The following is a 24,325-nucleotide window of genomic DNA, read 5'->3' as shown; positions in this document are numbered from 1 at the left end:
AAGAGTTTAATTAAAATACCATCTAGCACGCCAATCGATCTTTTTACTTTTTCCAAGTAAATAAAAATATATATATTCAGGATTGAATATTTAAAAATTACATTTTCCACTAACGTTAATGAAAAGAAAATTACTACTAGCTCTAGCTGGCTTCACGCTGCTTCAGACAACCTCTTTTGCTCAAAAAACCTACATACATGCAGGCAAGCTGGTCGATGTAAGATCCAAAAGCATCCTACTGGAAAGAACAATTTTGGTAGAGGAGGATAAAATCATATCCATCACTTCTGGATATCAATCAGGTGGGGAAGAGGACAAGACCGTGGATCTTCGAGAATATACTGTGATGCCTGGACTCATGGATATGCACGTGCATATGGAAAGTGAGACCGGCCCAACTCAATATATGGAAAGGTTTACCAACAATGAAGCAGACATTGCTTTCAATGCAACTGTTTACGCTGAGAGAACCCTCATGGCGGGATTCACCACTGTCCGAGACCTTGGGGGCTCCGGGGTCAACATTTCCTTGCGTGACGCCATCCATGCAGGTAAAGTCAAAGGACCAAGAATATATACCTCAGGCAAATCAATTGCCCCTACTGGCGGGCATGCAGACCCCACCAATGGAATGAAGGAGTCCCTAATGGGAGATCCCGGACCTGAAGCTGGTGTTATCAATGGTGAATCAGACGCCCGAAAAGCGGTGAGACACCAAGTAAAAAGAGGAGCTGACCTGATAAAAATCACCGCAACTGGCGGAGTGCTCAGTGTAGCGCGCGACGGTTCTGCCCCTCAATTTCAACAGGATGAGATCAACGCAGTTATCCAAACCGCAAAGGACTTCGGCATTCACGTGGCAGCCCATGCGCATGGTGACGAGGGAATGCAGCGGGCAGTGGAGGGTGGTATCCACTCGATCGAACACGGCACCATGATGTCAGATAAAACCATGGAAATGATGAAGGAAAACGGAACCTGGTATGTCGCCACCATCACGGCTGGCATGTCAGTGGCTGAATACGCCAAAATCCCTGGTTATTACCACCCAGCGGTGAAAGCCAAAGCAGAAGCCATTGGGCCACAAATTCAGGGGACCTTTGAAAAGGCTTATAAAAAAGGGGTGAAAGTGGCTTTTGGAACCGATGCGGGTGTTTTTCCTCATGGAGAAAACTACAGAGAGTTTATCTACATGACAGAAGTGGGGATGCCTAACCTTGAAGCCATCCAATCCGCCACCTTAAGAGCGGCGGAATTACTGGGTGAGGAGAATAAAATGGGCGTGTTGGAGGAAGGTATGCTCGCCGACATCATTGCTGTAGAGGGCAATCCAGAAGAAAATATAGAGGTGATGGAAAAGGTGGTTTTTGTAATGAAAGGCGGTGAAGTTTTTAAGGATAAAAAATAAGAAGGTGGCTCAAAACCACCTTTTTCTTTTAAAATACATCAGCATTCCTACAGTGCTTACTATAAAGAATATCCAAACCGTAAGATAGCTGTATTCCCATTCCAACTCGGGCATATGCGAGAAGTTCATGCCATACACTCCTGCTATAAAAGTCAGAGGAATAAAAATGGTCGCAATTATAGTTAAAGTCTTCATGACCTCATTTTGCTTGATACTAAGATGGGTCATGTAGATTTCCACTAATGTGGTGATAGTTTCCCTTTGTAGTTCCAGGTTTTCCATTATCTCAATGGTATGCTCATATGCGTCATTAAGATAAATCTGGGTCTTGTCATGTAGGTATGGGTGCTCGGATTTTTTCCAGTCTGAAATAATTTCCCGCATTGGCCAGGTGTTTTTTCTGATTTCCTGCAGGGTTTTGCGATGAATGTATAAATCCTCAAGCCTTACCTTTTGCCGGGCCCTTATAATTTGGTCTTCCAAAGCTTCATTGGCCTCACTCACCATCTCCATCACTCGGTAATAATGATCGGTAATAGTATTGATTAGAGTGTAGGCAAAATAATCAGCTCCAAGCTTCCGCATCCTTCCCGCAGGGTTTTCTAACCTAGTCCTTATGGAATCAAACACGTCCATCGGTTTTTCCTGAAAGGTGATCACGTAATTTTGACCAATCAAAAAGCTAATCTGTTCGGTCTCTAATTCTTCCAGAGCCCGTTTGGTGTAGATCATTTTGGTACTTATAAATACAAACTCATCAAACTCTTCAAATTTCGGTCGTTGAGTGGTATCTAGGATGTCTTCAATGGTAAGTGAATGTATATTGAACAGGTTGCCTAACTCAGATATAAGTTTCGGGTTATCTAGGGTAGGGATGTTGATCCATAATTTATGGGGGCCTTGAAGGTGGTCGGCAATTTGGTCAACATGGGTAAGGAGATGCTTTTCCAGAAAGCTTCCTCCAAACAAATAAAGCTCCATAGAGGAGCTTGCTGGATCAATATCGGTTGCGATATTCATTTAAAGAAGTTTTTTTAGTTTTTCTGGTGTAAGTGGCTTTTCTATAAATCCGCTGACACAATCGTATTCCTCAGCTTTTTGGCGGTCCTGAAAATCTATAGAGCTAGAGAGCATGACAATCTTGTCTTTTCTCAGTGTGCAGAAATTCAAATATTGGCTCAAGAAGTCCCAGCCGTTCATCACCGGCATATTGATGTCCAGTAGGATGAGCAGTTTTTCTTCTCTATGTAAAGATTGTATACATCCCAAAGCCTTTTCAGCTTCCAGGTATTCGGCCACCCTTGGACTTATGTCCAGTTTACTGATCAAACGTCTATTTATCAGGTTGTTAATAGGGTCGTCGTCTATTAATACAATTGAATCAAATGAATACATCAATCGTTTCTATGCTTAGTTGGTTTATAGTTTTTTCACCAGTCGCAGGTAAGTTACAATTATAAATTTATTATAAAAAAAATATCATATTAAATTCTCTGGCAATTGCATTATTGTTGCAAAGGGCAGGATGTGGGAGAAAACAGGCAAAAAAAGCGAGGATATCGTCGATACCCTCGCTAATTTATTATTGGGAATTCGGAATTACATCATACCACCCATTCCGCCGCCGCCCATTGGAGGCATGGCAGGACCTTCTTCTTTTACGTCCGCTACCACACATTCTGTAGTAAGCAATAGGGCCGCAATTGATGCTGCATTTTCCAAAGCTAATCTAGTAACTTTAGTAGGGTCGATCACACCAGCCTCAAACAAATCTTCATATTGATCCGTTCTGGCATTGTAACCGTAGTTACCTTCGTTTTCTCTGATTTTATTGATGATCACAGAGCCTTCGCCACCAGCGTTGGAAACGATAGTTCTCAATGGAGACTCAATCGCCAATCTGATGATGTTGATACCAGTATCCTGGTCTTCGTTCTCACCTTTCACTGAATCCAAAGCTGAAGCAGCTCTGATCAGGGCAACACCGCCTCCTACTACCACACCTTCTTGTACGGCAGCTCTAGTTGCATGAAGGGCATCATCTACTCTGTCCTTCTTCTCTTTCATCTCTACTTCAGTAGCAGCACCGATATAAAGGATAGCTACACCACCAGAAAGTTTGGCAAGTCTTTCCTGAAGTTTTTCTCTGTCATAATCAGAAGTCGTTTTCTCGATCTGAGACTTGATTTCAGAGATTCTGCCTTGGATGGCAGATGAGTCACCAGCACCGTTTACGATGGTAGTGTTATCTTTGTCAATGTTGATTTTCTCAGCAGTACCAAGGTATTCAACAGTTGCATTTTCAAGTTTGTAACCTCTTTCTTCAGAGATCACGGTTCCGCCTGTCAAGATAGCGATGTCTTCCAACATAGCTTTTCTTCTATCACCAAAACCTGGAGCCTTAACAGCAGCAACTTTCAGGGCACCCCTGATTTTGTTTACAACCAAAGTAGCCAAAGCTTCACCATCCACATCTTCAGCAATGATCAACAAGGGTCTTCCTGACTGCGCCACTGGCTCAAGTACAGGAAGTAACTCCTTCATAGAAGAAATCTTCTTGTCATAGATCAAAATATATGGATTCTCCAATTCAGCTTCCATTCTCTCAGTGTTGGTAGTGAAGTACGGAGAAAGGTAACCTCTGTCAAACTGCATACCTTCCACAGTTTTAACTTCAGTTTCTGTGCCTTTGGCTTCTTCCACAGTGATCACACCGTCTTTACCAACCTTGTCCATGGCATCGGCAATCATTTTACCGATTTCATCGTCATTATTGGCAGAAACAGTAGCTACTTGCTGAATTTCCTTAGATGTAGAAATTTCCTTAGAGTTGGCCTTCAATTGGTTTACAACAGCCGCAACAGCCTTATCGATACCTCTTTTCAGATCCATTGGGTTAGCACCAGCGGCTACGTTCTTGATACCCACGTTGAAGATTGACTGGGTAAGTACAGTTGCGGTAGTAGTACCATCACCTGCGTTGTCAGCAGTTTTAGAAGCAACTTCCTTCACCAACTGAGCCCCCATATTTTCGATAGGCTCTTCCAATTCGATTTCCTTTGCTACGGAAACACCATCTTTTGTGATGGTAGGAGCGCCAAATTTCTTGTCAATAATTACGTTACGACCTTTTGGTCCCAAAGTAACTTTTACTGCATCAGCAAGAGCGTCAACACCTTTTTTCAGTTTGTCTCTCGCGTCGGTATTGAAAAATAATTCCTTAGCCATTTTGATTCAATTTTTTAAATTTTCGAACTATTTAATTGAGGTAATGAGATTGATTAAAGAATAGCAAAGATATCTGCCTCTCTCATGATCAAATAATCGCTACCGTCTACGGATAGCTCAGTGCCAGCATATTTGCCGTAAAGCACGGTATCGCCAACTTGTACAGTCAATGGTTCATCTTTTTTGCCATTTCCAACTGCTACTACGGTGCCTTTTTGTGGCTTTTCCTTAGCAGTGTCCGGGATGTAAAGTCCAGAAGCAGTTTTCTCTTCAGCAGCAGCAGGTTCTACTAGAACTCTGTCCGCAAGTGGTCTGATGTTCACTTTTGACATAGTTATTTATTTTTTAAAGGTTAGTTTCTTTTATCCCTCTCATTGCATTTTATGTGCCATGGGCCAAACCCTGACATAAAGTCCAATTTTTGTCCATACCGCTGTCAGTGGGTTGAATATGTGGCACAGAAACTGTCAATTTTTCTAACAAGCTGTGCGATAAATTGTCAGTTTTTTTGTAAATTTTTGAAAACTTTAGTCTATGAAAACTTTGTCAGATAATTGGTTTGCTGAAGGGCTAGTTGATTTTGAATACAAAAAATACATCCTTCTCGCTTACCTTCAGCATGCCCAACATGAGTTTGATCATGTCAAACTCTATCCAGTGCTGGGTGACCTGATCAGGCAACATCAGGCACTGACAGCTTTTCAAAAAGAAAAATCCAATCTCAATGATGCCTTTCCAAAAAAACTCACAGGAGCCGACCTGTCCAAGCTGAGGTTAAACTATGAAAAATTAGTAGAGGACGGGGAGTTGATGAAAGAGCTTGAGCAAATTATTGAATTCGCCTTACCTAAGCTTAAATCACACATTGAAAGTGGTAAGGATATTTACAATTTTTTAGAGCAGCACATGGAGGTGGAGGCTGTAGGGCTTACACCGATATATCAGCGGGAAGGTTATGTTTTTCTCACTCAGGAAAAGGATAGTCAGGTATTCATTTACCGTTATGAGATCAGTCTTTTCCAACACAGTCTGGATAAGTTCAGGTCCATCCTTCTGAGATTGGTAAAAAAAGTGAACAGAAGCCTAGTCAATACAATAGATCAAATCAAACTTGACCTGGCAAGAACTTATCAAGAGCTGCCTAATCCAGCGACCTGGCGAATTCACTCTAAGCATAAAGTACCATTGAACGAGAGCCTGGTACCAATCAGCAAAAGATTGCTTTTACAACATATACCATAAGAAAAGCACCGGGATCGTTCCGGTGCTTTTCTTATGGATAACCATTCTTTTTCTTCATCAGGGATTTTTCGTGAAGCCCAGGTGAGGGTGGGGTAGAGGCGATTTTTTCATGCTGCCCCGGGCTTTCAGCTTTTGCTAAAGCTTCCTGCTCTCTTCTCAGGTTTCTGTTTTTAATGACTTCAGCACCTGGCTTGCCAAATAGAATCTGTCTGGCTTCCTTAAAGCTTTCAGCTTGTTTCAGATCTTTCCAGATATCTACAAACTCATGGAAAACCAAGTAGATCGGGTTATATGTATTAATCTCTTTGGTAATGCCATATGTGGGTCTGTCATCTTCTGGCATAAACGTACCAAACATCCTGTCCCAAATGATAAAAGTTGAGCCATAGTTTTTATCGAGGTACTTTTCATCACTGGCATGGTGCACGCGGTGATGGCTAGGTGTGGTGAAAAAGTACTCGATCGGTGCCGGCAGCTTCGTGATATATTCAGTGTGTATCCAAAATTGATATAACACAGCAATTTGGTGGCAAATGAAAAACACGAATGGGTCAAACCCCATCATCACTACCGGTACAAAGAATATAAACTTGATATGTTGGGTCCAGCTCAAGCGGAAAGAAACCGAGAAGTTGTATTTTTTGGAATTGTGGTGTGTAACATGGGTAGCCCACCAAAAGCGGTTTTCATGAGAAATCCTATGCGCCCAGTATCTAGCAAAATCAATGGCGAAAAAACAGGCAATAAAAGACCACCAAGTGGCGGGAATCTTCCAAGGTACCACGTTCCAGAAGAAAAGCACAATGCCAAATATCGCTACTTTAATCAATGCGCTAATACCCACATTTATAAATCCGATGGTGGAGGCTGCCAGGAAATCTTTTTTATCGTAAGCGTCTTTCTGATTTTTATAGAGGCTAATTCCCCATTCCAAGAACACAAGAAAAAACATGATAGGCGCTGCCCAAAGAATAATGTTGGGCCAATCATGTACGCCTATTTCCTCAAGGGTTAGGTGATTTTCAAACATAAAAGCTGGTAGTTAGTTGTAATTGGTTTTCACTATAACCCTTAATTTACAAAGAATGTTGGCACATTCCAACTATAAAGATTAGCAGGTCGATTAAAAATTATATAAACAACCTTATAAAAAATAATAAAAAATTAAATAAAATTATCGCCTGTTGTAGTAGGCGAAAAAAAATAAGGCCATTCGAAAATGGCCTTATTGAATATTTTGAATTGACGTTTATATTATTCGCCGCCTTCTTCAGGTTGTTCTTCTGGGGCTGGAGCCTCTTGAGTAGGAAGCAATTCCTGCTGCTCGCCTTCACCTCCAAAGGTAGGAGCTACACCTCTTTGTTGTCTTGCATTCTCAACGTTTGGAGAAACAAAGTCGCTTGTTCCGCTAGTGTTATAGAATGCTGTGGAACCTAAAGAAAGCAATAGGATGCCTATCGCTAATACCCACGTAGCTTTTTCAAGAATGTTACCAGTTTTGGTAACCCCCATGATCTGTGAAGCACTGCCTCCAAATGCCGCTCCAACACCGCCTTTTGAGTTTTGACCCAAAATCACCAAAATCAATAGTACGGCAAGAATTAAGGTAATGCTAATAATTATAGTAAACATAATCTATATATTTTAATCTTCTAATTTCTTCATTAAGTCCGCAAAGTAAGCTTTTTTCTGGGGAAATTTCAAAATTAATTTCTGATATATTTCCTTGGCAGCTGCTGCTTTACCCTGCTGCGTCAAAAGCTTGGCATAAGACTCTGATACAAGCCTGTCATTTACCTGTGTACTTCTGGTTGATAAATCTTCAAGCCGGTTGACGTCCTCGTTTTCCCGGATGGCAGCCATCTTGATGGATTTCTTACTGAACTCTTTAATTATATCGCTCTGCTCAAGTTTTTTTGAATCCTTGATTTCCTTCTTTTCCTTCTTTTTAATGGATTCAAGAATTTCATCAGTTCCTCTTCTTTTACGCTTGATCGGCTTTTTCTGAGCTTTAGGCTTAGCCTCCTCATTCTCTTCTTTTTTATCGGAAGCAGCCTGGTTTTCTAACTGTGGTTCTTTTTTCAGCTTTGAAAGATTCTCTTCCAACTGCCTCAAGATATCCATTCGGTTGCTAGGAGGACCAGGTAGGGGCTCGATGATATTTTTGTCCTCCTCTTTTGCCGACTCAAGTTTTATATCAGAATTCTCGACAATTTCTGGCTCAGATATTTCCGCTCTTTCATCCTCTTTGACAATCAATGTAGGCTTAGGGGTATCTTTATCAGCTTCCTCTGGAGAGGCTATTAGATCAGGCTTTTCCTGATCATTTTCCGTACCCTCAGGATTTTCTACAATCTCAGGCTTATCGGTTGATTCAAGTTTGGCTTCGTCAGGACTGATGATTTCGGACTCCACATTGTCTGTAGGCTCCAAAGTTGCTTGATCCTTAGGCTCTGCATAGACTTTCGTAAAGTCAATTTCTTGCTCTAAAATTTTTTTCAACCAAATCCTGTCAGGACTCAAGGCTGCCGCCCAATGGAGAAACTCCTCATTTTTGGAATCCCTGGCATACTCAATCTTGGCAGCCAATACCATGGGTATCTGAAAGTAAGGAAATGACTGATGCAACTTTATTAAATGATGCAGGTCATCTCTTTCAAGCTCGTTACCCTTCTCAATAAGCGATAAAAATTGACTTGAGTTCACGGTTTACAGTGGTTTAGATTCCAAATTAAACATTTTTTTACCAGTTGGCCACAGTGGCAGTAAAAATATCCTGAATAATGTTTTCAAATATTATTTCAATTAATTCTGTCTCTACTTGAAGTAAAGAGGTGTTCCTTGGATCATAATCCTGAAAGAAAGAGAAAGTTCTGCTGAGACTTTCCTCATCATTTTGCGTATTCACAAAATCCACCTGTACCGAAATGCTTAGACGCATCTGACCCGCCCTGTCGGGGAGATTGGGGTCCGGACTACTAACCGTAGCCTGAGGATCAATGCTATACCTGGTAATTGACCCCTCAAACTGCAAGTCACCGTTAGTCCGGATGAGTTCAAGTTGAGTGTTTCGCTGGAAATATTCCTTAAGTGATTCTGTGAAGAGCTGGCCCATGTTGGCTGGCCCACCACCGGAGTCATTGAAGAAATTCTCCACCGAAAAGGAATTGGTCAATTCATAATCCAACGTGGTTCCGGTAAAACTGTATTCAATCCGACATGCTGAGAATAAAAAAATGGGAAGGAACAGCGTCAGAATAGCTTTTTTATTCATTGATGTCATACTGCTTAATCTTTCTATATAGGGTACGCTCCGAGATGCCAAGATCTTGGGCCGCATATTTCCTCTTATTGTTGTGCTTCTTTAACGCTCTTATGATCAATTCCTTTTCTTTTTTCTCAATTGAAAGGGAATTATCATCCTCCTCATGGATAATATCCTCGATAGAGTCATCCTCGTAATCATTTCTATAATCCTGTTTTTCTTTCGAATTGCCTGAATCCAGCACCAAAGGTAGTGATGGAGATGGGTTAGGCTTGTCTTCGAAAGGTGCCTGGCTGTCCATATCCTCAAACAAAGTCTGATGCTTTTTGATAATGTTTTGGTTTAGCCCACCTGAATGATATGACTCCAACACCAGCTTCTTGAGTTCGTTCATGTCCTTTTTCATGTCGAAAAGGACCTTGTAAAGGATTTCCCTTTCGGAAAAATCACCAGAACCCGAACCGTCTGACCCTCCCATAAAGGGGACTGGCAACCTGGGCTGGGCAGTAGGCAGATACCTGGATAGGGTGACCGCATCTACTTCTCGCTCGCTTTCAAGCAGACTTATCTGCTCTGCCAAATTTTTGAGTTGGCGGATATTTCCTGGAAAAGGAAATTTTACCAGCAACTGCTTGGCTTCCGCATTAAGTGAGATAGGTTTCACTTTATACTTTTCAGAAAAATCAGTGGTGAACTTTCTGAAAAGCATGACCACATCCTCGCCCCGCTCCCTCAAAGGGGGGACATAGATGGGCACCGTGTTAAGTCTATAATAAAGGTCTTCTCTAAACTTGCCTTTTTCAACGGCCTTGATCAGGTTCACGTTGGTAGCGGCAATCACGCGGACATTGGTCTTTAGGACCTTGGAGCTGCCGACTTTGATGAATTCACCGTTTTCCAGCACCCTTAGCAGTCTGGCCTGAGTGCCTAAAGGCATTTCCCCAATTTCATCCAAGAAAATAGAGCCACCGTCAGTGACTTCAAAATATCCCTTTCTGGCCTCATGGGCACCAGTGAAAGATCCTTTTTCATGGCCGAAAAGCTCGGAATCAATAGTGCCTTCTGGGATCGCTCCACAGTTGATGGCGATAAATTTGCCGTGTTTTCTGGTACTTAAGGAATGTATAATTTTGGAAAAAGACTCCTTACCGCTACCACTTTCACCCGTAATAAGCACGGTCATGTCGGTAGGCGCAGCCTGCATGGCCACACGGATCGCATGGTTTAGCAAAGGACTGTTTCCAATTATTTCATACCGCTGCTTGACAGCTAATATCTCCGAATCTTTAATCATACGCTATGCTACCACCTCCCCGAATAATGTTGCCGGAGTACAGTCAGTTATTTTTACTTTTGCATATTCTCCGGCCTTTAAATTTCCAGCAGGAATGATCACCACCTTATTGGCTGAATTTCTGCCTTTAAGTTGCTCTTTAGATCTCTTGGAGGTGCCCTCTACAAGGATTTCCTGAATTTTGCCTACGTCCAACAGGTTTCTTTCCAAGCTGAGTTTGCTCTGCTTGTCGATGATTTCCTGAAGTCTTCGCTTTTTAATCTCCAAGGGAATGTCATCCACAAACTTTTTTGCCGCCAACGTGCCAGGTCTTTCGGAGTAATAAAACATATAGGAGAAGTCAAACTTCACAATATCCATCACGCTCAAGGTGTCCTGATGCTCTTCCTCAGTCTCAGTACAGAAGCCAGCAATCATGTCAGAAGAAATACCACACTCTTCTCCAAGAATTTCTCTGATCTTGGAAACTCTTTCCAAGTACCATTCTCGATCATAAGTTCTGTTCATCAAGTCCAGTACCCGGCTGTTGCCGCTCTGAACAGGAAGATGAATATATTTGCAGATGTTGTCGTACTTTTTCATCGTATAAAGTACTTCGTCTGTAATATCTTTTGGATGCGAGGTAGAGAACCTAACCCTTAATTCTGGGCTTATTACTGCCACCATTTCAAGTAAGTTAGCAAAATTGACAATGTTGGACACCTCTTCTTTTTTGTTGAGCCTGGCCTTGTTGTTCTCTTCAGCGGACCACTTGTAGCTATCTACATTTTGGCCCAAGAGGGTAACTTCTTTATAACCTTGGTCAAAAAGTTGCTGAGCTTCTTTTACAATAGAATGCGGATCCCGGCTTCTTTCCCGTCCCCTTGTGAAAGGTACCACGCAGAAGGAGCACATATTGTCACAGCCCCTCATGATGGAAATGAACGCTGAAATTCCATTGGAGTTAAGCCTCACTGGAGCAATATCCGCATAGGTTTCTTCACGGGAAAGGAAGGTATTGACCGCTTTGCTGCCTTCTTCGGCTTGGGAAACAAGGTTAGGCAAGTCACGGTAGGCGTCAGGGCCCACCACCACATCCACAAGCTTTTCTTCCTCAAGAAGCTTTTCCTTTAGCCTTTCGGCCATGCAACCTAGCACCCCTATGGTCAGTTCAGGCCTCTCTTTTTTGATGGTGTTGAATTGGGTAAGGCGCTTTCTGACTGTCTGCTCTGCCTTGTCCCGGATAGAACACGTGTTAAGAAATATCACATCAGCCTGCTCAAATTCAGAGGTGGTGTCAAAACCGTTGTCTTTCATAATCGAAGCCACAATCTCACTATCAGAAAAATTCATCTGACAGCCATAGCTTTCTATATAAAGCTTTTTGCTTTTGCCGGTATTTTCTTCCACTGTCGTTTTGAAATCACAGGCTTGCGCCTCCTCAGCAGAAATGATATCTATATCCTTAATAATATTCTCCATATCGTCATTACTTTCAGACTGCGAAATTAAGAAAATACCGACAAAATGACAGTTAAATACTCATAAATCTTTGTGAAGGACAAAGGTCCACCACTTATCAAAAAAGGTATGTATTTGAGAAAAAGGTAAAGAAATTATATAAAAACCCTGGTTATATTGTAAACTGGGATGAAACATTTTATTCTAAAAATGGCTTATTACATGGTATTGGCCTACATTACTCAGAGATTTTGAAAAACGGAAAGTATATTTTTATTAAAGTATTAAAAATACTAGGATGGTTCTTCCTGGGAGTTATTTCATTGATTATCATCTTACTATTATTTATTAGAAGCCCTTGGGGGCAAAATATTATCGTAAGTAAAGCTACCGATTATTTGGAGGGAGAAATTGGTACCCGGGTAGATATCGGTAGGCTGTTTTTTACCTTTAGGGGAAACCTTTTTATTGAAGATCTTTACTTGGAGGATCAACAGGGCGATACCTTATTTTATACCAGATCACTTGAAACCGGAGTAGCTGTCTGGCCCCTGATAACTTCCAACGAAATCCACGTGCCCCGCATAGAGTGGGAAGGCCTGCGTGCAAATGTTCATAGAGACGAAGAAACTGAAAGATTCAATTTTGACTATATTTTGGATGCCTTTATGGGCGATAGTGAAGATGAAGAAGAGGAGGAAACTGTCGTGACAGATGAGGAAGGGGAGGCTATGAAAATCGAATTGGGTCCCATCCGGTTCAGCGATTTCCATCTCACCTACAATGACGGGGTAATGGGAATTGAAAGTTTTTTTACTCTTGGTCAATTGAATGTAGACATCGAGCGGATGGACATGGACCAGATGTCATTCTACATCTCCAATGTTGATTTTTTAGACAGTGAAGGCTATTATCTACAAACAAAACCTTTTGAGCCTACTGAAGAGGATACCACTGAGGCAGGGGTAATGCCTTTATTAATCCTTGAAAATTTTCAGGTTCGGAATGTGAAGATGTATTATGAGTCTGAGCCCGACGGCATGCTGGCTGATGTGCTTCTGGGTGATATGCGAGTCAATCTTCCAGAGGCGGATCTTGAGAAAAACAAGATTTTGCTCAAGGAATTCAGGTTGCATGACAGCTTCATTACTTTCAAAACCCAGGATGTCATCTTGGAGGAAGACCCTACTGAAGAAGTTGAGGACCCCACTGAAGAGGAGGTTGATACCCCGCCTTTTGAATGGCCTGAATGGTTGGTGGAAATAGGTGAGATTTCATTAAGGGATAATCAGATTGTCTATCAAGCAGGGGATGTGGAACCTATAGAGGGTACATTTAACCCGAATGCAGTAGCGATTAATGATTTTAACCTAGTGGTCAGCAATCTGTTTCTAAAGGATCAAGAAGCTGGGCTAAGGTTGGACAGATTTGATTTTGCCGAAAAGAGTGGTTTTAGACTTGATGAGTTTGGTTTGAAAGTACATGTGTCGGAAGAGGCCTTTGATCTTTCAAACCTTACTTTGAGGACTAACAAAAGTACAATTCGGGGGGATGTGGGGTTGACTTATGCCTCAATACAAGACCTAATGGATAATCCAGAAAACTCCGGCATGCGGATTAATGTACCCACCATTGAATTGTTTTTAGACGAGGCCTATTTGTTTGCTCCCGAACTGAGAGAGAATGAGTATTTCGTTGCAGCGGCACAACACCCAGTTCGAGGTAATCTCAACGTGAAAGGTAGCCTAAGCCAATTGCAGATTCCTTCATTCGAACTTCGCTGGGCGGAAAGAACGAGATTTTTGGCTAATGGTCTGGTCAGAAACCCACTTGATGAAGACAATATATTTGTGGATTTTGACGAAATATTATTCGAATCGGATAGGCAAGAGTTACTTGCCTTTGTAGATGAGGATCAAATGGGTGTCCGTTTGCCCAAAACTATCCGCCTGGAAAGTAATGTGACAGGAAGCCCATCTGAGTTGGAGGCCACCGCAGATTTAATACTTCCCGACAGCCGAGTTAATTTGGATGCATATTATAAAGACAGGGATCAATTGGTTTATAGAGCCAAACTGGATGTGATCGATCTAAATTTAGGCCAATTGATGATGGACCCAGAAATGGGAGTGATAAGCTTTTCGCTGGAGTCTGAAGGGCAGGGTAGAAACTTAAATGAGCTGGATGCTTTCCTAACTTCCGATTTCAGAACTTTCCAAATGTATGGGCAGGACCTTTCGGATTTATCTATTTCCGGAACGATGAAAAACGGCAGAGGAGACCTTGAACTTGAGCTGGAAAACGACCACCTTGATTTTGACTTTACCGGTTGGGTCAATTTGGACTCCGTATACACCGAAGCTGAAATAATTCTGGACTTAAAAGGTGCCGACTTATTTGAACTTGGACTTACCAACGAGCTCATGCGTACTAGCGGTTATTTGACTGCTACATTTGAAGGAAATTTGCAGGACTATAACGTGACTGCCCGAATAGAAGAGGGAGCTATTCTCCAGGAAAGGAGACTGTATTCATTAGGTCCCTTTGGTTTGACAGCCAGGATAATGGAAGATTCCACAAGTGTGGATTTAAGCAGCGAAATGCTTTTTACTAAGTTGCGTTCAAACTCATCTCCAGAGGAACTAATAGCAGGTATTCAACGGCAGTTCCGTACCTACTTGTCCGATTCTATATATGTTGACACGATTTCCAGACCAGTGGAAATGAAGATGGAAATGGCCTTTTGGCAGACTCAGTTATTAAATGAGGTTTTCCTTCCTGGACTTGAAGAAATGGATTCTCTTTTCCTAGAAGTAGACTTTAATGAGTCCGATAATATTTTTTCTGCAGAAATGCTGCTGCCTTATGTCAATTACAGCGACCTCGAAATTGATAGTATTGGTTTAAGAATCGATGGAGTAGGGGATGATCTGAGGTTCGCCTTCGGATTGGTGTCCTTGGAGACGGGGCCTGTTTCCATGGGTAGGACATTTTTCAGTGGAGAAGTGGAAGCCGAGCGGTTGTTTATTGATTTCAATTCCTTTGATGGGGAGGAGCGTCTAATACATTTGGCAACTGATATTGGTTATAGAGGTGACACATTGAGTATACACATTGATCCAGAGGATCTGGTTTTCAACAAGCGTAGTTGGGATATTCCCCAAGATAATGAAATCAGGTTTGCTGACCAGTACTTAGATTTTTACAACTTCATTTGGTCCAGAAGTAATCAACGTATGCAGATCACCGGAGAGGTGGAGGGGATTGAGGAAAATCACATTGGTGTTATTTTCGAAAACTTCCAGCTAAGTACCTTCCTTTCACTCTTAAATCCAGAAGAACCCTTGGCAAGTGGAGCCCTTAAGGGTAGGTTGGTGGTGAAGGAGCCATTCGGGGCTACGGGGATTTTAGCTGACCTCAACATTAATGAATTGAGGGCCATGGATATTCTATTAGGCAACCTTTCTTTGGATGCCAAATCCGTAGAGGGTGACCAATATGATTTTAACCTTGCTCTGAAAGATGGTGGCATTGACCTGGACCTAGTGGGGGATTATATTGCTGACCCAGAAGGCGCCCAGCTTAACCTAAACCTCGACATCAATGAAGTGCTGATGGAAGTTGTAACCGGCCTCTCTGGCGACCAATTAACAAATGGTGAAGGTTTCCTTGCCGGAAACATTGTGGTGCAGGGAACTACCGCCAATCCTGAGTATGAGGGAGTCTTGAGATTTGACGGGGCTGCATTTACTGTTACCGAACTCAATTCCAGGTTTAAGCTATCGGATGAGGACCTAAGAATTGATAACTCTGGGCTTTACGTAAGCAACTTCACCATTTTGGATGAAAAGGGAGACTCTTTTGCTTTGGATGGGGAAGTGTTAACTGAAGATATGGCCAATCCCACTTTTGACCTTAGGCTGATGGCTAACAATTTTCAGGTGATCAACTCTTCCAGTGATGACAACGAATTGTTTTATGGCCGTGCGGCCATTGATGCCGATGTGACTATTGGAGGAGACCTGCAATTGCCAATCATAGAAGGCAAGCTTAAAGTAAGGGAAGGTACAAATTTGACTTTCATCGTACCTGAAACTCAATTGGACTTGGTCGAAAGAGATGGAACGGTGATTTTTGTCAACCGATCTGATCCCGATGACATTATGACCCGAAAAATGCCTGAGGCAGCATCCGACTTTTCAGGTTTTAGATTGACTTCAATCCTTGCCATTGATAGAAATGCCGAATTCAATGTGGTGGTCGATGAAAGAAGCGGGGATAACCTGAGGGTAGTAGGGGAAGCTGACCTAAGTTTTGATATTGATCCTAACGGAAGAATGTATCTGTCCGGTTCTTATGAAATTGTGGAAGGCCATTATGAAATGAGTCTTTATCAGTTGGTAAACCGAAGGTTTGAGCTTTATGAAGGATCAAGGATAACATGGTCAGGAGACCCTATGGATGCGATGTTGGATATCAGTGCCATCTACAGAATCCGTACCTCGCCATCGGAACTGATGTCTTCGCAACTGACCGGTGCAGATGCTGATATGAGAAACCGTTACAGGCAAGAACTTCCGTTTATGGTTTTCCTAAATGTGGAGGGAGAAATGCTTCGCCCAGAAATTTCATTCGGACTGGATATGCCCGAGGAGCAACGAGGAGCTGTAGGGGGTAACGTTTACACCAGAGTTCAACAGGTAAACCAACAGGAGGATGAATTAAACCGCCAGGTGTTCTCACTTTTGGTGCTTAACAGGTTCTTTCCGGATACCGGGGGTGACGGTACAGGCGGAGGGATGTCTACCTTGGCCAGATCCAGTGTGAGCCAGATGCTTTCAGGTCAACTTAACGATCTAGCTGGAAATCTACTAGGAGGCTCTGGAATAGAGTTGGATTTTGACTTGGACAGTTTCCAAGATTATCAAACTGGTGCTCCTCAAGATAGGACCCAGCTGAATGTAAGTGCCAGAAAACGCATGATGGATGACCGCCTAATCGTGCAGGTGGGTAGCCAGATGGATATTGAAGGGAGTAGTCAGATGGAAGACCAATCCAGTCAGGTTATAGGAAATGTCAGCGTGGAATACCTGCTTACGGAAAACGGAAGATACAGGCTCCGTGGATTTAGGAGAAACCAATTCGAAAGTATAGTGGATGGTCAGCTCATCGTAACTGGGATTTCAGTTATTTTTAACAGGGAGTTCAACAGATTTAGAGAACTGTGGTCAGGTAGCGATCTAACTAAGGAAGGAGAGCCTGTCAACCCAATTTCCAGAAAAGAAGAAGAAAATAGAAACGGGGATAAGGAGAAAAGGAAAGAGGAGAAAAAAGAAGGGAATTCCTCCAATACACCTAATAGAACTGAAGAAAACCGAGAAGAAAATGAATAGAAGATTACTTTTCTATATAGCCTTTTTCACTTTTTTCCTGCTGGAAGCCTGTAACGTAAAAAAATTCATCCCGGAAGGGGAATATCTTTACACTGGTTCTGAGATAGAGTTTGTAAGGGAAGGTGAGGTAAAAGACTTCAATCAAGTAACGGGAAGGCTAAATTCTTTGTTGCCAGAACCGAATAGCACTGTTTTGGGGCAAAGAATAGGTCTTTGGGCCCACTATAAAGGTAGCCAGGAAAAACCCGGTTTCATTAACCGTTTTCTGAAAAACAGACTAGGTGAGGAACCAGTCTACCTGAGTGATATCAGCGCGACACGTACCGAACAATTGTTAGTCAACCGAATGGAAAATATGGGTTATTTCTTTGGACGTACAAGTTCTGAAGTGATCCGTAAAGACAAGTTTGCTGAAGTGGAGTTCAAAGCCTATTTACCTACACCATACCTCATTGGAGGGGTGCAGATTGATAGGGATTCTTTACCCATTGAGAAGGAAATGAAAGAACTTTTGGAAGAATCAGATCTAAAGCCAGGCGATAGATTTGACCTCCAAAAACTTCAAGCCGAAAGAATCCGAATAGACAATGAACTCAAGACAAGAGGGTATTATAACTTCAACTCTGATTATTTAATATTTGAGGCAGACTCCACCGGTGAGGGAAAAAAACAAATGGACCTCTACCTAAGATTGAAAAACGAGGCGCCGGAAAGAGGGATTATTCCCTACAGAATAAATGAGATCAAAGTTTTTCCAAATTATTCTGTATTGGAGGACGGAGACCTCTTGGATACCACTATTGTCAAAGACAAACAGTACATCCAAGGCAACAAAGTTTTCAAGCCTCATTTACTGGATGAATATATCTTGATCCAACCCGGTGATATTTATAACTCCACGCAATCTAGACTAACCCGAAACCGTCTGAGTGGAATTGGTAACTACAGGTATGTAAATGTAAGGTTTTCGGAACAAGACACCTTGATGGATGATGGTTTTGGAACCCTTGACGGCAATATTTACCTTTCACCTGTCACCAAAAGGGCACTACGAGCTGAGCTCCAAGGGCTTTCCAAATCTAATAACTTTGCCGGACCTGGTTTACAGGTGTCTCTCCAAAACAGGAACCTTTGGAATGGTGGAGAAACCTTAAATCTTTCCGCAAAAATTGCCTACGAAACTCAAATAGCAGCAGGGGAACGACAGGGGCTAAACTCACTGGAGTTGGGTTTGAAAGCCGATCTTATTTTTCCCAGGGTGATCTTTCCTATTCCAATCAACGAAAGGTTTGCTTATTCAGTACCAAAAACCAAAATGTCTCTCGGTGTCGAATATCTAAATAGGGGTGACCTGTACCGATTATTTAGTTACATGGCTTCCTATGGCTATTATTGGAATCAAAATAGATATGTATATCATGAGATCAACCCTATAAGTTTGAGCTTTGTGAACATGACCAATGCCTCGCCAGAATTTGAGGCAATATTGGATAGCAACCCTTTCTTAAGGAATAGTTTTGAGCAGCAATTCATCGCAGGGATCAATTATACGTTCAACTACAACCAGATGGTAGACGCACATCGGACTCACAGTATATTTGTGGGTACTACAATAGACATTGCTGGCAATGGACTCAACCTTGCTTCTAGAGCATTGGGGGGTGACCCATCAACCTTTTTTGGGTTGAATTACGCCCAATATGCAAGAGGGGATGTAGATTTTAGATACTACTGGAAAATTGACCAGAACAACACCATTGCTACCCGCTTGTTTGGTGGCTTAGGTATTCCTTATGGCAATTCCGTTTCCCTACCCTTCGTAAAGCAATATTTTGCAGGAGGTCCCAATAGCATTCGTGCCTTCAGAATCCGGTCTTTGGGACCTGGTACTTATCGCCCAGAACAGTTTGATATTGGATCATTTTTCGACCAGGCCGGTGATATCCGCTTAGAGGGAAATATTGAATATAGATTCCCAATTATTTCAGTTCTCAAAGGAGCGGTATTTATGGATGCCGGTAACATTTGGCTTCAAAATGAGAACCAGGCTTTACCTGGAGGTGCCTTTTCTTCGGAATGGTATAAGGAGTTAGCGGTTGGGGCCGGGTTTGGCGTGAGGATCGATATTGAATTCTTTGTGATCAGGTTTGATATAGCCACCCCATTGAGAAGACCTTACTTGCCAGAAAACGAACGATGGAGCAATTCATTCGACTTAGGCAACAGCGAATGGAGACGTGAAAATCTAATATTCAACTTTGCAATAGGATATCCTTTCTAAACTAGAAAAGACCTCAATTTGAGGTCTTTTCTAGTTAATCTATCTCGCCTTTTGCTTTGGAGAGGGAGTATACGTAAGCCAACATGGCCGGAGTCACGATGCTGAACACCAATAAATTCCCCAAGCCTTTAGCTTTCCTCATGGCCAATGTGGATCCAATAATCATTAGCGGTACGCCGTATTTGACGCCAAAATCAAAATAACTTTTTCCTAGTTTCATAGCTAAGTAAGGTTTATGGTTGTTAAAATAATAACCTAAACCTCAAAAATCGGTATACTCAATTTTCAATTGATAATCCTGGTTTTCTGAGAGGTTAAGGTTTGAAATACCTAAACCCAATAACCTCACCGGTTGTTTGATCGGGGCCTGATTTAATAGCTCCTCTACCATTTCAGCATATTTGCTCTCCGGTATAAAGGAGGTGAGGCTTTTACTTCTGGTCTGAACCGTAAAGTCACTGTACTTCACCTTTAGGGTGATGGTCCTTCCTTGTGCTTCCGCTTTTTCTATCCGCCTTTTCAAATCCTCCAAAATTGAAGGAAGCGCATCGCGAATTGAGTCTATCCCTTCCAAATCCTCCATGAATGTGTTTTCCGCACTGATGGATTTCCTTATCCTGTCTGGTTTGACCTCACTCAAGTGGATGCCCCTTACGATATCATGGTAATGGACTCCCGCCTTTCCAAAATGCTTGACCAGAAATTGCAGGGAAAACTGTTTAAGCTGTTGACCTGTATAGATACCAAACTTATTCATTTTTGCGGCAGTTTTTTCCCCGATTCCGTAAAACTTCTCAATAGGCAAGCGCTCCAAAAAAAGCTCAGCCTCTTCCGGCAAAATGACTGCCTGCCCATTTGGCTTATTGAGATCTGAAGCCACCTTGGCCAGAAATTTATTGTAGGATATGCCCGCCGAAGCGTTGAGACCGACTTCGGCCTTTATCCGATCACGGATTTCTTTGGCGATCAGAGTGGCAGATGGCTTTCCTTTTTTTGCAATGGTCACATCAAGGAATGCCTCATCCAATGACAAGGGCTCCACCAAATCAGTATATTCTAAAAAGATACTCCTTATCTGGGTTGAAATTTCCTTATATCTTTCAAATCTTGGTTTGATAAAAATGAGATGAGGGCATTTCGAGGCCGCAATTTTTCCAGGCATCGCCGAGCGGACCCCATATTTCCTGGCCTCGTAACTTGCGGCTGCCACCACTCCACGATCGCTCTTTCCGCCCACGGCAAGCGCTTTTCCTCGCAATTCTGGATTATCCATCTGCTCGACCGATGCATAAAAGGCATCCATATCGACATGAATAATTTTTTTTACATCCATTTTTTATTTAATAAAAACCTTGTATATTTCAAACTCGGTACGGAATTGGTATTGATTGGTAAAATAAATCTTTCAATTAAAACAAATAGTTTTTCTCATTGTTAGTTTTACCTATGGACAATCAAGAAATAATAAACCAACACTTAGTACGGATAGTAGATCTTTTAGGAGAAGTACTCGCCCAAGTAAAGGGTATGGATTATCAAACTTTTGAGGCCAACGAACAGGTCAAAGATACCGTTTATGAAAATCTTCAGGAAATCGGACAGGCAGCAGATGAGCTCACCCGATACAATACTTTTCCCGAAGACCTACAGGTACTCGAAAACCTGATAAATTTTAGAGGTGCAACTTACAACCAAGCTACCGAAACCAATCACCAGATGGTGTTTGGTATGATAGAAAATGACTTTGACGAAATCATAGCTATAATTACTGAACATGAACTTTATCAAAATAGATTATCATGATAGAACCGACCATCAACTTCTCACCAAGTTTTTCTGAAACTTCCTTGTTAGATCAAGTGAAATCTACTTTTTCTTTTGATAAAAAAGATCTTCCGTTTTTAATGGATGTCTATGTAGACGTCAAAAAAATTATCAGTGAAAGCAGATCAAAGTTTGGCTTCACTGTCAAAATCAACATGATCCATAATGAATTCAGAGTGGATGTCATCTCTGAATCTTTTTCTATGGCATGTCTGCAGGCAAGGGAAATTATTAATATCAAGCTGAGTAAGGAACTCCGGTTCAAAGAATTTATAAACATTCCCGCTGCCCATTCCAGACAGCCGGAAGTATAATTTCTTTAACTCAAACCCCCAAACTCATGTATAGACTTTCAATAGCTTTATTCAGTATAATTCTTTTGGCTTCCTGCGGTAATGGTGAAAACCGTGAAGACAATGGCGGATTGCAAGAAATTGCAGAACCCATTCAAGAAAGAACCACGGAGCAATGGCTAATTTTTGAAGGTGAAATTCCTTGTATAGACTGCGATAAAATTGAGGTTACCCTGTGGCTGGAAAAAGACAGTATACAAGAAACCAACGACTATAGAATAAGAACCGTCCACAGAAACACAGCTCAAGGTGATATTGAAGAAGAATTGGAAGGCATTTATGCCAGACTCACTGGCTATAGAGGTGATGCTGAAGCCGTGGTTTACCAATTGAATCCAGGAACTGAAAACCCAAGATATTTTTGGCTGCAAGAAAACGGTGAACTAAGAGTTCTCGGTGCTGACCGTGAAAAACTTGTGGAGGATGATGAGGAAACAGGCCTCACTTATGACCTCCAACTTAGAAGAGAAGATTGATTTACTTATTCCTACTTGTAACAATAAGTTTAATTTTTTAAACCCCAACTCCCTGAGCTGGGGTTTTTTCTACCCCTCTAGTATTTGAATTATGGCTTTCGCCTTTAAAAGACATTCCTGATATTCAGCTTCAGGCTCTGCATCGAAAGTGATCGCACTACCAACTGCAAAGTACAACTGACCAATCTTTTCATCATAAAAAATACTTCTAATGATGACATTGAAATCGAAATCTCCATTTTTCTCCATATACCCCAGACTTCCAGAATACCAGCCTCTTCTAAAATCCTCATATTGCTCTATAAGCTCCATGCATTTGATCTTTGGGGCTCCCGTCATACTGCCCATGGGAAAGGTTTTGGAAATAATTTCATGAAAAGAAACCCCATCATTTACTTCTGAAGCTACCGTGCTGATCATTTGATGGAGATTTTTGAACGTGTAGATCCCGAAAAGCTCTTCAACTTTCACCGACCCGGTTTGGGAAACCCTGCTCAGGTCATTGCGCATCAAGTCTACGATCATCAAATTCTCAGCCCGCTCCTTTTCTGAATTTAGCAGGGCCGTCTTTAAACTTTGATCCTCTACTTCATCCTTTCCACGCTTGGCAGTCCCCTTAATTGGTTGGGCAATTAATTTGCTTCCCGTTTTTTTAATAAATCTTTCAGGCGAAGCACATATTAGGTACTGGTTGTTGGCCTTGAAGAAGGCAGCAAATGGCATAGGGGATTTGGTACTTAGCTTTCGAAATAAATCAATAGGGGAGAGGCTGCTGACTTCCGCTTGAAATGCCATGCAATAATTCATTTCGTAAATGTCACCTTCTATAATGTGCCTTTTGATATGCTCCACACTTTCAAGATACTTCTGTTTTGAAGTAAGAGCAGTAAGAGAGGAGATCTTGTTCTTTTTTGGCTTGTAAACTTTCTCAAGGATTTGCTCCCAGACATTCTCAGGGTCCTCGCCATGGATCGTGAGTGATTCTTTATCAAACTCAATTTTTAATTCCGGACGGAAAAAAAGGCTTTCGGGGTGAGAGAGGATGGTAGGGTTATGGCTTTGCAGCTTTTCAAATCTGTTCTTTAGGTCATAGGATAAAATTCCCACTAGGTCTTCATTGTCTTTGATTTCTTCAAAAGGGATGGTGGTGGTTCCTGCAAATAATACCTGCTTGAAACCCCCATGCGGATAAGGAATATCGTTGGAAGTAAAATAAGCTGAAAAAGGATATTTAGTACATGCCCAATCAAGGATTTTTACAAAGTCCTTTGTGTCATAATCGGATTTAACAAGTTTGACCATCCTGTAAAAATACTACTAAAAAAAGAAAGGGAAGCCTTTCAGCCTCCCTTTCTAAATTGGTATGTGTCTAATTAATTGGCATTCAACTCAAACCCAACGTTCACAGTGTTGTAAATGAACGTGTCTTTTGCTTTGTTACCAACAGAGCTCTCGTCACCATAGGCAACTTTCCACTGAGTTCTGTCAATATTGAAACCCGCTACTGCAGATACTGCGCCATCATTGACGTTAACTCTAGCTGGGAATTTGATGTTTTTGGTATTTCCTCTCATAGTCAAGTTGCCAGAAATCCAGTGAGTAGGATTATCAACAGCTTGCTCTGAACTTGACTTCGGGGTGTTGTCTGTTTCAAATTCATCCTGATCTTCAATGTCAGAAGCTGAAGTAAATGGCTCTACTTCTGTCACTTCAAATACCGCCTCAGGGTGGTTCTCAGCATCGAAAAAGTCTGCAGACTGAAGGTGTCCGTACAGCTTTTGGTAGTTTTCCTCATCACCTTTCAAATCTTCGATTTCGAGGGCGGTAAGATCCATCACAAAACGGCCACCAGTGATATTGTTGCCGTCCACATTCAATTCACCATCCTTGATGGCGATAGTTCCATAATGCTTTCCTGCAGGCTTGTAACCCGTCCAGGTCACTTGGCTAGCCTCAGTGTTTACTGTGTAAGCTACACCTTCACCATTGGCCACATCCTGGGCATCTCTGGTCTCTACAGTGTTTCCCTGGTCGCAAGAAGCGAGCATCAATCCGGTGGCCAAAGCCAATCCTGTCATTTTTAAAACTCTCATAATAGAATGTTTGATTTTATGTACGGGT

Annotated in this window: 21 protein-coding genes; 7 read left to right on the top strand and 14 right to left on the bottom strand. The window is 41.9% G+C overall.

From position 1 onward, the window contains the following. The first annotated feature begins 118 nt into the window (after positions 1-118). Positions 119-1,408, top strand: coding sequence for a metal-dependent hydrolase family protein (locus tag FPL27_RS13910; RefSeq protein WP_143961666.1), 1,290 nt, complete (start codon positions 119-121; stop codon positions 1,406-1,408). Positions 1,409-1,417: 9 nt separating this feature from the next. On the opposite strand, the gene corA is transcribed toward FPL27_RS13910, so the two are convergent. From corA to FPL27_RS13890, 4 genes are all read right to left on the bottom strand, one after another. After that, positions 1,418-2,428, bottom strand: a complete 1,011-nt coding sequence (corA, locus tag FPL27_RS13905) for a magnesium/cobalt transporter CorA (RefSeq protein WP_185974380.1) — start codon at positions 2,426-2,428, stop codon at positions 1,418-1,420. Further along, positions 2,429-2,803 (bottom strand): response regulator, encoded by a 375-nt coding sequence (locus FPL27_RS13900; protein WP_143961665.1) that lies wholly within the window; start codon positions 2,801-2,803, stop codon positions 2,429-2,431. Positions 2,804-3,007: 204 nt separating this feature from the next. Beyond that, entirely contained in the window at positions 3,008-4,636 is a 1,629-nt protein-coding gene (gene groL / locus FPL27_RS13895) for a chaperonin GroEL (protein WP_143961664.1), read from the bottom strand. A gap of 53 nt (positions 4,637-4,689) precedes the next feature. Beyond that, complete coding sequence (locus tag FPL27_RS13890; protein ID WP_143961663.1) at positions 4,690-4,968, bottom strand: co-chaperone GroES; 279 nt, start codon at positions 4,966-4,968, stop codon at positions 4,690-4,692. 202 nt (positions 4,969-5,170) lie between these two features. On the opposite strand from FPL27_RS13890, the gene FPL27_RS13885 reads away from it, so the two are divergent. Beyond that, positions 5,171-5,878: a type 2 periplasmic-binding domain-containing protein gene (locus tag FPL27_RS13885; protein ID WP_143961662.1), complete on the top strand. Its 708-nt coding sequence runs from the start codon at positions 5,171-5,173 to the stop codon at positions 5,876-5,878. 31 nt (positions 5,879-5,909) lie between these two features. Here FPL27_RS13885 and FPL27_RS13880 read toward each other — a convergent pair whose 3' ends face one another. The 6 genes from FPL27_RS13880 to miaB form a co-directional block, all read right to left on the bottom strand. Then, a complete protein-coding gene (locus FPL27_RS13880) occupies positions 5,910-6,908 on the bottom strand; it encodes a sterol desaturase family protein (RefSeq protein ID WP_143961661.1) in 999 nt (332 codons plus the stop codon). 224 nt (positions 6,909-7,132) lie between these two features. Beyond that, entirely contained in the window at positions 7,133-7,510 is a 378-nt protein-coding gene (secG, locus tag FPL27_RS13875) for a preprotein translocase subunit SecG (RefSeq protein WP_143961660.1), read from the bottom strand. A gap of 12 nt (positions 7,511-7,522) precedes the next feature. Further along, a complete protein-coding gene (locus FPL27_RS13870; RefSeq protein ID WP_143961659.1) occupies positions 7,523-8,584 on the bottom strand; it encodes a hypothetical protein in 1,062 nt (353 codons plus the stop codon). 37 nt (positions 8,585-8,621) lie between these two features. Beyond that, positions 8,622-9,152 carry an LPS assembly lipoprotein LptE gene (lptE, locus tag FPL27_RS13865; RefSeq protein ID WP_394348511.1) on the bottom strand — a complete coding sequence of 177 codons (531 nt, stop codon included), beginning with the start codon at positions 9,150-9,152 and terminating at the stop codon, positions 8,622-8,624. Then, complete coding sequence (locus FPL27_RS13860) at positions 9,145-10,437, bottom strand: sigma-54 interaction domain-containing protein (RefSeq protein WP_143961657.1); 1,293 nt, start codon at positions 10,435-10,437, stop codon at positions 9,145-9,147. The genes lptE and FPL27_RS13860 overlap by 8 nt, the downstream gene beginning before the upstream one ends. A gap of 3 nt (positions 10,438-10,440) precedes the next feature. Beyond that, the gene (gene miaB / locus FPL27_RS13855; protein ID WP_143961656.1) at positions 10,441-11,898 is read right to left on the bottom strand and encodes a tRNA (N6-isopentenyl adenosine(37)-C2)-methylthiotransferase MiaB; all 1,458 of its coding nucleotides are present in this window, start codon (positions 11,896-11,898) and stop codon (positions 10,441-10,443) included. Positions 11,899-12,275: 377 nt separating this feature from the next. On the opposite strand from miaB, the gene FPL27_RS13850 reads away from it, so the two are divergent. Together FPL27_RS13850 and tamL are read left to right on the top strand one after the other, a co-directional pair. After that, positions 12,276-17,270 carry a translocation/assembly module TamB domain-containing protein gene (locus tag FPL27_RS13850; protein WP_235893441.1) on the top strand — a complete coding sequence of 1,665 codons (4,995 nt, stop codon included), beginning with the start codon at positions 12,276-12,278 and terminating at the stop codon, positions 17,268-17,270. Then, positions 17,263-19,551 (top strand): translocation and assembly module lipoprotein TamL, encoded by a 2,289-nt coding sequence (tamL, locus tag FPL27_RS13845; protein ID WP_143961655.1) that lies wholly within the window; start codon positions 17,263-17,265, stop codon positions 19,549-19,551. The genes FPL27_RS13850 and tamL overlap by 8 nt, the downstream gene beginning before the upstream one ends. Positions 19,552-19,585: 34 nt before the next feature. On the opposite strand, the gene FPL27_RS13840 is transcribed toward tamL, so the two are convergent. Then, complete coding sequence (locus FPL27_RS13840) at positions 19,586-19,771, bottom strand: hypothetical protein (RefSeq protein ID WP_143961654.1); 186 nt, start codon at positions 19,769-19,771, stop codon at positions 19,586-19,588. A gap of 42 nt (positions 19,772-19,813) precedes the next feature. Next, entirely contained in the window at positions 19,814-20,884 is a 1,071-nt protein-coding gene (gene dinB, locus FPL27_RS13835) for a DNA polymerase IV (RefSeq protein WP_143961653.1), read from the bottom strand. 113 nt (positions 20,885-20,997) lie between these two features. Here dinB and FPL27_RS13830 point away from each other — a divergent pair, with 113 nt between their 5' ends. The 3 genes from FPL27_RS13830 to FPL27_RS13820 are packed head-to-tail and all read left to right on the top strand — an operon-like array spanning position 20,998 to position 22,204. After that, positions 20,998-21,354 carry a hypothetical protein gene (locus tag FPL27_RS13830; RefSeq protein ID WP_143961652.1) on the top strand — a complete coding sequence of 119 codons (357 nt, stop codon included), beginning with the start codon at positions 20,998-21,000 and terminating at the stop codon, positions 21,352-21,354. After that, positions 21,351-21,689 carry a hypothetical protein gene (locus FPL27_RS13825; protein ID WP_143961651.1) on the top strand — a complete coding sequence of 113 codons (339 nt, stop codon included), beginning with the start codon at positions 21,351-21,353 and terminating at the stop codon, positions 21,687-21,689. The genes FPL27_RS13830 and FPL27_RS13825 overlap by 4 nt, the downstream gene beginning before the upstream one ends. A gap of 26 nt (positions 21,690-21,715) precedes the next feature. Then, complete coding sequence (locus FPL27_RS13820; protein ID WP_143961650.1) at positions 21,716-22,204, top strand: copper resistance protein NlpE N-terminal domain-containing protein; 489 nt, start codon at positions 21,716-21,718, stop codon at positions 22,202-22,204. Positions 22,205-22,273: 69 nt separating this feature from the next. Here the strand turns inward: FPL27_RS13820 and pabB are convergent, their stop codons facing one another. Beyond that, on the bottom strand, positions 22,274-23,506 hold the full coding sequence (gene pabB / locus FPL27_RS13815) for an aminodeoxychorismate synthase component I (protein ID WP_143961649.1): 1,233 nt from the start codon (positions 23,504-23,506) through the stop codon (positions 22,274-22,276). Between the two features lie 71 nt (positions 23,507-23,577). Continuing rightward, positions 23,578-24,297, bottom strand: coding sequence for a YceI family protein (locus tag FPL27_RS13810; RefSeq protein WP_143961648.1), 720 nt, complete (start codon positions 24,295-24,297; stop codon positions 23,578-23,580). Positions 24,298-24,325 lie beyond the last annotated feature (28 nt).

The organism is Litoribacter populi, assembly GCF_007483685.1.
GTDB classification, from domain to species: domain Bacteria; phylum Bacteroidota; class Bacteroidia; order Cytophagales; family Cyclobacteriaceae; genus Litoribacter; species Litoribacter populi.
This window is presented reverse-complemented; position numbering and strand designations above follow the sequence as displayed.